We start from the raw sequence: 11,708 nt of genomic DNA, 5'->3' as shown, positions 1-11,708 counted from the left end.
GTCGGCTTAACTTAACCTCTCTTTCGGCGATAAGCGGGGGCCTGCCGCGGCGCCGCCTGCTCTTGCATCGGCATCACGGTCACGGCGAATTCTTTCATCACCCGGCGGTAGACGTCGCGTTTGAACGACACCACCTGGCGCACCGGATACCAGAAGCTCACCCAGCGCCAACCGTCGAACTCCGGCGTGCTGCTGCGCTGCATATTGATATCAGCGTCATTGCACAGTAGCTGCAACAAAAACCATTTTTGCTTTTGGCCGATACAAACCGGCTTTGTGTCCCAACGCACCAAACGTTTCGGCAATTTATAGCGCAACCAGTTGCGGGTCGAAGCCAGGATGCGCACATCCTTTTTACTCAGCCCCACTTCTTCGAACAGCTCACGGTACATCGCCTGCTCCGCAGTTTCGCCAGGGTTAATCCCACCTTGGGGAAACTGCCAGGAGTGCTGACCGTAACGGCGGGCCCATAGGACCTGCCCCTGACGATTACAGATTACGATACCAACATTCGGGCGGTAGCCATCATCATCGATCACCGGACTACCTCGATAAGCTTAAATTCGCATAGATGTCCTGATTGTTTCACACAAGCTACAGGCGGTAAACCACTGCTTTACGGCGCTGCGGGCCGGATAACATTGGGATAACTCACAGATATAGGCAAAGTTATAAACATACCCCAGCCTTTCAGACCGGTTTTATTCACTTTTTCTGTGGATAGGTGTGTGCAGAACTCGAGGGATAAGCCGGTAAAACTCTCGTCCCCTAAAATCCCCCCTCATACCTAAAAACAAATATTAAACTTAAAAACATATAGTTAACCAATATCTCACAGTGATGCACAGGGCAAAAATGTGATCTATGCACGGTAAGGATCTTACCCTGGCGAAAGATCCACCAACGCCGTTTTTATCCACAGATTATCCGGGCAAGTTACGCACAAAACGGACAAATTCGTAAAAATCCGCCTGAGTCAAGGCTGTAAATTGAACCAGTGATCGGTAAAAATTTGGGTTATCCCATAAATCTGTGGATAAATAGGTGTAAGATCCTGTTTATTGTCGGTGGCTTCAGGTGAACAAGCCCCGCAAGTGCATTGTCGCCCGCGCAAGGAAAGAAAAAAAGTCATGTAAAATCATGCTACTATTATTCTTTTCCCCAGGCGATAGCGGTTATTGCTCGCCGTGTATAATTGCAGTACGTTTTTCAACCAAATTCGACAGGCTTGATTTATGGCATTTTTATCCCCTCTGCCGCCCCCGCCGGAAAATGAACGGCAGCTGTTCGAGCGCGCTCAGGCGCTGGCCGGCTTCAGTTTTGGCGAACTGGCCGCCCGCGCGCAGTTGCCGATCCCCAAGGATCTGAAACGCGACAAAGGCTGGGTGGGCATGCTGCTGGAGCTGTACCTCGGTGCCATGGCCGGCAGTAAACCGGAACAGGATTTTCCTGAGCTGGGCATTGAGCTGAAAACCATTCCTGTCGACGCCGCCGGCAAACCGCTGGAGACCACTTTCGTCTGCGTCGCCCCGCTCACCGGCAACAGCGGCGTCACTTGGGCCAGCAGCCACGTTCGCCACAAGCTGGCGCGCGTGTTGTGGATACCGGTAGAGGGCGAACGGCAAATCCCTCTGGCGCAGCGCCGCGTCGGTTCGCCGCTGCTATGGAGCCCGAGCGCTGCAGAAGAAGAGATGCTGCGCCGCGATTGGGAAGAGCTGATGGATCTGATTGTGCTCGGTCACGTAGAACGCATCACCGCACGCCACGGCGAAGTGCTGCAACTGCGCCCCAAAGCGGCCAACAACAAGGCGCTCACCGAAGCCATCGGCGAACAGGGGCAACCTATCATGACGCTGCCGCGCGGTTTCTATCTGAAAAAGGGTTTTACCGGCGCGCTGCTGGCAAGACATTTCTCAATCTAAGCGATTTCGTTTAACTCTGGTTTAGCTAGCCCTGTCAGCGCCACGATAAACGCGTATAATTCACCCTTTGCATTTATTAAGTATTAAGGTGTGTCGGGCAATGTTCGAATGGATTATGGATCCCAATGCCTGGTTAGCGTTAGGTACGCTAACCATTCTTGAGATCGTACTGGGTATTGATAACATCATTTTTCTGTCGCTGGTGGTGGCGAAGCTGCCCAAAGCGCAACAGAACAAAGCTCGCCGAATGGGCTTGGCCGCCGCCATGCTGATGCGCCTGGCGCTGCTGGCCTCCATCGCCTGGGTGATCCGCTTGACGCACCCGCTGTTCACCGTGCTGGATCACGCCATTTCCGCCCGCGATCTGATCCTGCTGCTGGGGGGACTGTTCCTGATCTGGAAAGCCAGCAAAGAGATCCACGAAACCATCGAAGGGTCGGAAGAAGAGCACCACACCAAGGTGCACAGCTTCTTCGGCGCGATCGTACAGATCATGCTGTTGGATATCATCTTCAGTCTGGATTCGGTGATTACCGCCGTGGGCCTTTCCGACCATCTGTTCATCATGATGGCGGCGGTGGTGATTGCCGTCGGCGTGATGATGTTCGCCGCCCGGCCGATCGGCGAGTTCGTCAACCGCCATCCGTCGGTAAAAATGCTGGCGCTGGCGTTCCTGATCCTGGTGGGCTTCACGCTGATGCTGGAAAGCTTCCAGGTGCACGTGCCGAAAGGCTACATCTACTTCGCCATGTTCTTCTCCATGTCGGTAGAAGCGCTCAATCTGATGCGCAGCAAGAAAAACCGTTCGCCGGAATAACCCTGCGCGGAGGCCGCCATCGGCGGCTTCCGCCGTTTCGTTGCCCCCTCATTTCAGTTTTTCTTATCAGATAAAGACTTATCTGAGACGCCCCCGGCCAAGAGTTTGCTAATCTTGAAAGAACATTGTTTTTGCATAATCGAGGATCCGCAGGATGAAAAAGTGGGTAATGGCAGTGTCTGCGCTGGTGATGGCGGCCGGTTTGGCGGGATGTTCCAGCGACTACGTCATGGCGACCAAAGACGGCAACATGATCCTGACGCAAGGCAAACCAGAGATCGACGAAGACACCGGACTCATCAGTTATAAAGACGAGAAAGGCAACCACCGCCAGATCAACGGCGATCAGGTTTCCCAGGTTATCGAACGCTAATCACCGCTCGCCGGCTATCGTCCGTTCAAGCGCGGTAGCCCTCATTCGTCTCCGCACTGAATCCACTTCCCCCATCTTCACCGCTTGGTTATAGTCAGGAAAGGCGACATCGCCGCCCGACGGACTTTGCGCCGTCTTCTGAATTGGGCTCCTGTTTCACCGGGCCGCGCGGCCCGTCAGCGCTAACAAGAAAGGAAGGCCGTTAATGCAATACCACCGTATTCCCCACAGTTCTTTAGAAGTGAGCGTGCTGGGACTGGGCACCATGACCTTTGGCGAACAGAACAGCGAAGCCGACGCCCATGCGCAACTGGACTATGCATTGGCCGCAGGCGTGAACCTGATAGACACCGCCGAACTGTACCCGGTGCCGCCTCGCCCGGAAACCCAGGGCCTGACCGAGAGCTATATCGGCAGTTGGATCAAGGCGCGCGGCAATCGCGAAAAAATCGTCCTGGCCAGCAAAGTTTCGGGCCCGGTGCGCGGCACCGACAGCAGCATCCGCCCGCAGCAGGCGCTCGATCGCAAAAACATCCGCGCCGCGCTGGACGCCAGCCTCAAACGGCTGAACACCGATTATCTCGATCTTTATCAATTGCACTGGCCGCAGCGCGCCACCAACTGCTTTGGCAAACTCAACTATCAATACACCGACGACAAAGCTACGGTCACGCTGTTGGAAACGCTGGAGGCGCTGACCGAGCAGGTGCGCGCCGGCAAGATCCGCTATATCGGGGTTTCCAATGAAACGCCCTGGGGCGTGATGCGCTACCTGCAGCTGGCGGAAAAACATGAGCTGCCACGCATCGTGTCGATTCAAAACCCGTACAGCCTGCTGAACCGCAGCTTTGAGATTGGCCTGGCCGAGATCAGCCAGCACGAAGGGGTGGAACTGCTGGCCTATTCCAGCCTGGCGTTCGGCACCCTGAGCGGTAAATACCTCAACGGCGCAAAACCGGCCGGCGCGCGCAATACGCTGTTCACCCGCTTCAACCGTTATTCAGGACAGCAAACCCAGTTGGCGATCGCCGAATACGTGGCGCTGGCCAAAAAACACGGACTGGATCCTTCGCAGATGGCCTTGGCCTTCGTGCGTCAGCAGCCGTTCGTCGCCAGCACTCTGCTGGGCGCCACCTCGGTGGATCAGTTGAAAATCAACCTCGACAGCCTCGACGTGATTCTGGATGAGGACGTGCTGCAGGCGCTCGAAGAAATCCACACCCGGTTTACCATTCCGGCGCCTTAATCCCCCTGAGGGCGCAGCCAGGCTGCGCCCCGTTTCACCGCCGCTGAGACCACCACAATGTGCTAATCGCCAGAGCAAACACCACGCCAAACCCTACGCCGACGCCCACCACCGGCACGCCCAGCTTCACAACCAAAGAATACAGGCCCAGCATCAGCAACATGGCGGCGTTTTCACCCAGGTTTTGCACCGCGATCGCATTGCCGGCGCCGACCGAATGTTTGCCCCGCTCCTGCAGCAACGCATTGAGCGGCACCACGAAGAAGCCCCCCAGCATGCCGATGATCGCCAGCAAGACGTAGGCATTGAGCATGGTCGTTTGCAACGCAAACACCGCGACCGCGACGCCGATAAGGATCCCGGCCGGCATGCAGCGTTTCACCGTCTTCAGCGTGACGAAGCGCGCGGCGGCACCCGCGCCCACCACGATGCCGACGGCCACCATGGCGTTCAGCAGCGTCGGCGTGGCGTTATCGGCGATGCCAAGCGCCACCGGCACCCACAGCACCAACAGAAAACGCAGCGTCACGCCGGCCCCCCAAAACAGGCTGGTGCCAATCAATGAGAAACGCGTCTGCCCATCGCGCCATAATTTGACGCAGGCGGTAAAGAAACTGTTCGTCATGGCCCGCGGCCGCCATGAAGCCCCTGGGCGCGCCGCCGCCAGACGTGGAATATACAGGTTGGCGACCACCGCCCCCGCGTAAACCAACGCGCAGGCCGCCAGCGCCGCGACCACGTGCCAGTCCGCCAGAATACCGCCGGCCACCGAACCGGTCAGAATGGCGGCGATGGTCGAGGCCTCCATCAGGCCGTTAGCCTTGACCAGCTTCTCGCCGCTGGTGATCTCGCCCAGAATGCCGTATTTGGCCGGAGAATACGCGGCGGCCCCCACGCCGACCAGGCTGTAACCCAGAAACGGGTTCCCCCCAAAACAGATCACCAACGCCCCCGCCAGCTTCAACGCGTTGGCGAACATCATCACCCGCCCTTTGGCGAAGCTGTCGGCCACCTGGCCGACAAACGGCGCCAGGATGATGTAGGTGGCGACGAAAGCCATCTGCAGGATCGGCTGGCTCCAGTCCGGATACAGCTGCTGCTTGATCAGCGCCAGCGTGGCGAACAGCAACGCATTGTCGCCGAACGCCGAGAGGAACTGCGCGCTGATCACGGCGATCATGCCGCGTGACAACAAAGGGGATTCGGTCGAAGGATTCATCAGGCACTCTCCGGCTGTTCGGCCATATGACGCAGGGTGACGAAATCAGGTTTGCCGCTGCCGAGCACCGGCAGCGTTTTCAACAGGCGAATATCGCGCGGCACCGCCAGCTCCGGGCTGCCCAGCTCGCGCGCCACCCGCAGCAATGCCTCGCGGGTAATGGCGGGATCGGTGGTGAACAGTACCAGCGCCTCGCCTTTGCTGCTGTCGCTTTTGACCGTGGCGGCATGCAGTTTTTCCGGCGACAGTCGTTGCGCCAGCAATTCGACGCTCTCCAGCGACACCATCTCGCCCGCCAGCTTGGCGAAGCGCTTCACGCGTCCGCGAATGGTGCAGTACCCCTGCTCATCCAGGCTGACGATATCGCCGGTATCATACCAACCCGGCTGCAGCACACCGTTCGCATCTTCCGCCGCCGGCGGTTCCAGCTCACCGGGACGTTCAACCCGCAGATAGCCTTTCATGATATTCGGCCCCTTCAGCTGCAGGCGGCCGCCGTTATCGATGCCCGGCACCGCGATCAAACGCGCCTCCATCTGCGGCATGATGCGGCCAACGGTGCCCACCTTGGTCGCCAGCGGCACGTTGATCGACACCACCGGCGCGCACTCGGTCACGCCATAGCCTTCCAGAATGCGGATGCCGTATTTATCCTGATAGATCTGTTTGGTGCTGTCCGCCAGTTTCTCCGCGCCGGCTACCACATAGCGCAGGCGGGCGAAATCATACGGATGCGCGAAGCGCGCATAGTTGTTGAGGAAGGTCGCCGTGCCGAACAGCACCGTGCAGTTACGGTCATACACCAACTCCGGCACCACGCGATAGTGCAGCGGGCTGGGGTAGAGGAAAATGCGGCTGCCGGTAAGAAGCGGCGTCAGCAGCCCCACCGTCAGGCCGAACGAGTGGAACAATGGCAGCGATGACATGAAACGGTCGCGCGGCGTGAAATCGGCGATGGTGCGAATTTGTTCTACGTTGGCCAGCAGGCTGGCATGCGAATGCACCACGCCCTTGGGGTGGCCTTCGGAGCCGGAAGTGAACAAGATCAGCGCCGCATCCTCCGGGCGTTGCGGCAACGCCGCGCGCTGCGGTTGCAGCAAGTGCCGCAGGATCCACAGCTTATCCGCCAGCGTGACCGTATCTTTCAGATCTTCCAGATACACCCAGTTAGCCTGCGGCACCTGTTCCGGCAGGTGGGTCAGCTTGCCCTTCTCCAGGAACTGGCGCGAGGTGACGATGGTCTTGATGCCGGCGGCGGTCATCGCGCTGTTCAGGCCGTTGACGCCGGCGGTGTAGTTGAGCATCGCCGGAATGCGGTTGCGCAGCGAAGCGCCGAAGATCGCCGCTGCGGTGATGGTGGCGTTGGGCAACAGCAGCCCGACGTGCTCCCCTTCGGCGGTAAAGCGCTGCAGAATGCGGCTGACGCCCAGCGATTTCTTGATCAGCGTTTGGTAGCTGTCCTCTTTGAAAGCGATGTCTTCGATACAGGGCTTGCGGCGCCCATAGCGCTGCTGCGCCGCCAGCAAGGCATGGAACAGCGTCTGCGGTTCGCGCGTCTCCATGCGCGCCCGCATCATGATCTGCATCAGCCGATCGCCCGCCAGCGCCCGACGCTCGCGCGCACGCGACGCCTCCGGCATCGGTAGCGTGGTCGGCGGCAAGATGCGGATGCTGATTTGCGGAAACCAGCGGATCTTGAACACCCCGGCCATGCGGCCGAACGGGCTGAATTCGGGGCCGTCGATCCGCACCGGCACCACGGTGGCGCCCGATTTGGCGGCGATAAACGCCGCGCCGTCGTAGATTTTCATCAGCGCGCCGGTTACGGTGATGCGCCCTTCAGGGAACACCACGATCGGCCGCCCCTGTTCGACCATGCGCACCAGCTGCTTGATGGCCATCGGCTTGGTGGGATCGAGCGAGACGAAATCGATGTAAGGCCGCAGCCAGCGCATAAACCAGCTCTCGCCGATGCTGGCATAGACCGCAAACACCGGTTTTATCGGCAGGAACAGCGCCAGCAGTACGCCGTCGAGGAAAGAGACGTGGTTCGGCGTAATCAGTAATTTTTGCCGTTCGAAGTGCTGGACGTCCCCTTCGACCCGTACCCGAAACAACAGGCGAAACAGCGCGCGCAGCAGTGAAAAGATCATGCCCTTCTCCCTTGGCCATGGAGGCGTAAATCGTTGTAGGGAAAAGAATACTATATGGCAGGCAAAAAAAAACCTACGCATCCGCGTAGGTTGGTGCAATTGAAAATGGCTTCAACATACAGAGTATGCTGATTTCTCACCAATCAATACCTCTGGGATCACCTACTCTAGAGAGATGGCGTGCAGGAAACTACCGTCGAATCGCAAGAGTTCTGCTCCAAATGCAACCAGCTGTAAATTTCCCGCGATCTGCTGTAATAACTCAATGAAACTTAAACCTTCCCGCAGCGACGAAAAAATAAATATAACAACGACGAACCAGTGACCCAGACGTGAAATCTTCACTCATCGCGCGCTGACCTCGACCAGGCAGCTCATGGCGTTCGGCCCCTGCGTCAACGATGAGGTGCCGATATCCAGCGTCAGCACGTTCGGGTTGCCCGCCTGCTCGAGCGGCCGGCGCTGCGCGTCGAAACCCGGCTCGAACCAGGCACCGGTTGCCATCAGCACCACGCCGCGCGTCACACCATCGGTGAGCGAGACCCCCGCCAGACAGCTGCCGCGCGCATTGCTGACCAGCACTTCGGCGCCGTCCGCCACGCCGCGCGGCGCCGCATCGTCCGGATGCATATACAGGGTTTCGCGCCCGGCGGTCTTGTTGCCCTGCGCCAGCGGCGCCGGATCCATCTGGCTATGCAGGCGATCGCTCGGCTGAATGGAGATCAGGTGCAGCGGCCAGTTTTTGGCCTGCGGCGCACCCAGCCACTCCACCGGCGGCCGCCACTGCGGATGCGGAGCGAAATCTTCGTAGCGATAGCCGGCGATCCGCTCGCTGAACAATTCGATCTTGCCGCTGGGCGTTTGCAGCGGGTTAACCTGGGGATCGGCGCGAAACGCGTCAAAAAATACAAACTCTTTGGCCGGCGCGGGCAGCTCGACATAGCCCCGTTGCCAGAACGCCTCAAACTCGGGCCAGGCGACGCCGGCGCGCTGCTGCGCCGCGCCGCATTGCCGATAGATAGCTTCGATCCAGGCGCGCTCATCGCGGTTTTCGGTAAAGCGCTCGCGATAACCGAGACGCTCGGCCAGATCGGCGAAGATATCGAAATCGTTGCGCGCCTGATGCTGCGGCGCAATGGCCTGATGCATCGCCAGCACGTAACGATCGCGCGACGAGCCGCCGATGTCGTTGCGTTCCAGCGAACTGGTGACCGGCAACACGATATCCGCCATTTTGGCTGCCGCCGTCCACCAGATATCTTGGACGATCACCGTATCCGGCTTCTGCCAACCTTCCACCAGCCGATTCAACTGCTGATGGTGATGGAACGGGTTGCCGCCGGCCCAGTGCACCAGATGGATATCCGGATAATGCCGCGTCTCGCCGCAAAATTGATAGGCTTCGCCGGGGTGCAGCAGCATGTCGCAGATGCGCGCCACCGGGATCGCCAGCCCGGCCGGGTTATCGCCTACCGGCATGGTCGGCGCAGGCGTGTCCACGCGTGGATTGCCGACGCCGTTCATCGAGCCGTGGCCGAACGAGAAACCGCCGCCCGGCAGCCCCACCTGGCCCAGCATCGACGACAGCGCGATCATCATCCAGTACGGTTGCTCGCCACGATGTGCGCGCTGCACGGAGTAGGAACAGGTGATAAAACTGCGCACGCCGATCAGCTGCCGCGCCAACAGCGCTATGCGCGCCGTCGGAATGCCGGTGATAGCGCTGGCCCAGGCAGGCGTTTTCGCCACGCCGTCGCTCACGCCGTTCAGGTAATCCGCCAACTGTTGATAACCCACGCAGTGGCTGTGCAGGAAGGCTTCATCCTGCGCGCCCAGCCGCTGGATTTCGTAAGCCAGCGCCAGCATCAGCGCCACGTCGGTATTCGGCCGGATCGGGATCCATTCCGCATTGACGAACTCGGGGCAATCATCGCGCATCGGGCTGATGTTGACCACCGGCGTGCCCTTGCGCGCCAGCTTTTGCAGCCAGGGCTTGAGCGCATGTTCCGCCGCGCCGCCGGAAGAGACCTGAGCGTTTTTCAGCGCCAACCCACCAAACGCCACAAACAGCTCGCAATGCTCCACCACGCTCGGCCAACTGGTGACGCGCCCGGTCAACGGCGAGAAAGTGCCGATCACATACGGCAGAAAGAACTGCGCTGCGCCCCAGCTGTAGTTGCCCTGCTGATCGACCCCGCCGCCGCCGCTGAAATAGAATCGCCGCACCAGCGAGCGGGCATGGTGCAGCCGCCCGGCCGACGACCAGCCATAAGAGCCGGTAAACAACCCGGAGGCGCCGTAGCGCTCGCGCACCCGGCGATTCTCCTGCGCCACCAAATCGAGCGCCAATTCCCAGTCCACCTCGACGAAATCTTCCCTGCCGCGCAGCGTACGGTCGCTGCCCTCGCGCTTTTGCAGCCACGAGCGGCGCACCGCCGGCTTGCGAATGCGTTTGTCGGAGTAAACCATCGGCGCGATGGAATCGAGCAGCGGCGAAGGGTCGGGATCGTCGACGAAGGGTTCACAACGGATAAGCCGGCCGTCTTCAACCAGGGCGGTATAAGCGCCCCAATGGGCGAGCTGCGGATAGCGTTTAATGGACATGGCGTTCTCGGCGCAAATCGGAATGCACAGACGTTACCTCAGCCCACCGCCGGTGCCAACGTACAAATTGCGCTATCGTTCGGTAGCAGTTGGTTATGCGTACAGACTCGAAGAGATTCTGCAACCGCCGCCACAAGTTGCGCACGAGACCGCTTGCAGCCCCGGTTTTTTTCCGCAAAACTGGGGGATGTAAGCGATTACCCAGGATGTGTTGACTGATATGGCTACGATAAAGGATGTTGCCAGGCTGGCGGGGGTTTCCGTGGCCACGGTATCCCGCGTGATAAACAATTCCCCCAAGGCCAGCGAAGGGTCGCGCACCGCGGTGCAGGCCGCGATGGAACAGCTGCAGTATCACCCTAACGCCAACGCTCGGGCGCTGGCGCAGCAATCCACCGAGACGCTGGGGCTGATCGTCTCCGACGTTTCCGATCCCTTCTTCGGCGCGATGGTCAAAGCGGTCGAGCAAGTGGCCTACGCCACCCACAATTTTCTGCTGATTGGCAACGGTTACCACGACGCCGAAAAAGAGCGTCAGGCGATTGAACAGCTGGTGAGGCACCGCTGCGAAGCGCTGGTGGTGCACGCCAAAAGGCTGAGCGATCAGGAACTTTGCGGCTGGATGCAACAGATCCCGGGCATGGTGCTGATCAACCGCACGCTGCCGGGCTTCGAAACGCGCTGCGTGGCGCTCGACGATCGCTACGGCGCCTGGCTGGCAACCCGTCATCTGATCCAGCAAGGGCATCAGCGCATCGCCATCATCTGCTCCACCCACCAGATTTCCGACGCCACCGATCGTCTGCAGGGCTATCTCGACGCGCTGCGGGAACACGGCATTGCGGTGGATGAAAAGCTGATCGCCTACGGCGAACCGGACGAGATCGGCGGCGAACAGGCGATGACCGAATTGCTCGGCCGCGGCCGTTCGTTCTCCGCCATTACCTGCTACAACGATCCGATGGCCGCCGGCGCGCTGTCGGTGCTGAGCGATAACAGCGTCGACGTACCGGGGGAAATTTCGCTGATCGGTTTCGACGACGTGCTGATTTCGCGCTATCTTCGGCCGCGCCTGACCACCATTCGCTACCCGATCGTGGCGATGGCGACCCAGGCGGCGGAGCTGGCGCTGGCGCTGGCCAACCGGCAACCGCTGCCGGAAATCACCAACATGTTCAGCCCGACGCTGGTGCGCCGCCACTCGGTCGCCACCCTCAACAACGCACACGAACAGCCGTAATTCCCGCCGCCGCATGGGTGAGCCGTCACCCATGCGCTCAGATTGCGCAGCCCGCCGCATTTCCCGCTTTTGGATTTTTTCCGCTCCCAGCGTTCGTGCATATTGTTGGCACAATAACCTTTACACTATATAGC

General features: G+C 59.7%; 9 protein-coding genes. 5 read left to right on the top strand and 4 right to left on the bottom strand.

The features are described 5' to 3' along the window. Positions 1-11: 11 nt before the first annotated feature. Positions 12-539: an RNA pyrophosphohydrolase gene (rppH, locus tag ACJ8IJ_RS14275; RefSeq protein WP_004931849.1), complete on the bottom strand. Its 528-nt coding sequence runs from the start codon at positions 537-539 to the stop codon at positions 12-14. A 696-nt stretch (positions 540-1,235) separates the two neighbouring features. On the opposite strand from rppH, the gene mutH reads away from it, so the two are divergent. The 4 genes from mutH (at position 1,236) to ACJ8IJ_RS14255 (ending at position 4,358) form a co-directional block, all read left to right on the top strand. Beyond that, on the top strand, positions 1,236-1,922 hold the full coding sequence (gene mutH / locus ACJ8IJ_RS14270; RefSeq protein ID WP_033644848.1) for a DNA mismatch repair endonuclease MutH: 687 nt from the start codon (positions 1,236-1,238) through the stop codon (positions 1,920-1,922). 100 nt (positions 1,923-2,022) lie between these two features. Then, complete coding sequence (locus ACJ8IJ_RS14265) at positions 2,023-2,739, top strand: TerC family protein (protein ID WP_004931845.1); 717 nt, start codon at positions 2,023-2,025, stop codon at positions 2,737-2,739. A gap of 154 nt (positions 2,740-2,893) precedes the next feature. Further along, positions 2,894-3,112: a YgdI/YgdR family lipoprotein gene (locus ACJ8IJ_RS14260; protein ID WP_004931843.1), complete on the top strand. Its 219-nt coding sequence runs from the start codon at positions 2,894-2,896 to the stop codon at positions 3,110-3,112. Between the two features lie 205 nt (positions 3,113-3,317). Further along, the gene (locus ACJ8IJ_RS14255; protein WP_016929924.1) at positions 3,318-4,358 is read left to right on the top strand and encodes an NADP(H)-dependent aldo-keto reductase; all 1,041 of its coding nucleotides are present in this window, start codon (positions 3,318-3,320) and stop codon (positions 4,356-4,358) included. Between the two features lie 34 nt (positions 4,359-4,392). Here the strand turns inward: ACJ8IJ_RS14255 and lplT are convergent, their stop codons facing one another. The 3 genes from lplT to ACJ8IJ_RS14240 form a co-directional block, all read right to left on the bottom strand. Beyond that, on the bottom strand, positions 4,393-5,577 hold the full coding sequence (gene lplT / locus ACJ8IJ_RS14250) for a lysophospholipid transporter LplT (RefSeq protein WP_131165568.1): 1,185 nt from the start codon (positions 5,575-5,577) through the stop codon (positions 4,393-4,395). Beyond that, positions 5,577-7,730, bottom strand: coding sequence for a bifunctional acyl-ACP--phospholipid O-acyltransferase/long-chain-fatty-acid--ACP ligase (gene aas, locus ACJ8IJ_RS14245; protein ID WP_131165567.1), 2,154 nt, complete (start codon positions 7,728-7,730; stop codon positions 5,577-5,579). The genes lplT and aas overlap by 1 nt, the downstream gene beginning before the upstream one ends. 345 nt (positions 7,731-8,075) lie before the next feature. Further along, positions 8,076-10,334 (bottom strand): molybdopterin guanine dinucleotide-containing S/N-oxide reductase, encoded by a 2,259-nt coding sequence (locus tag ACJ8IJ_RS14240; protein WP_442518659.1) that lies wholly within the window; start codon positions 10,332-10,334, stop codon positions 8,076-8,078. Positions 10,335-10,554: 220 nt separating this feature from the next. Here ACJ8IJ_RS14240 and galR point away from each other — a divergent pair, with 220 nt between their 5' ends. Continuing rightward, on the top strand, positions 10,555-11,574 hold the full coding sequence (gene galR / locus ACJ8IJ_RS14235) for an HTH-type transcriptional regulator GalR (RefSeq protein ID WP_004931832.1): 1,020 nt from the start codon (positions 10,555-10,557) through the stop codon (positions 11,572-11,574). Positions 11,575-11,708: the final 134 nt, after the last annotated feature.

The organism is Serratia sp. CY40230 (assembly GCF_052168835.1).
GTDB lineage: Bacteria > Pseudomonadota > Gammaproteobacteria > Enterobacterales > Enterobacteriaceae > Serratia > Serratia nematodiphila.
This window is presented reverse-complemented; position numbering and strand designations above follow the sequence as displayed.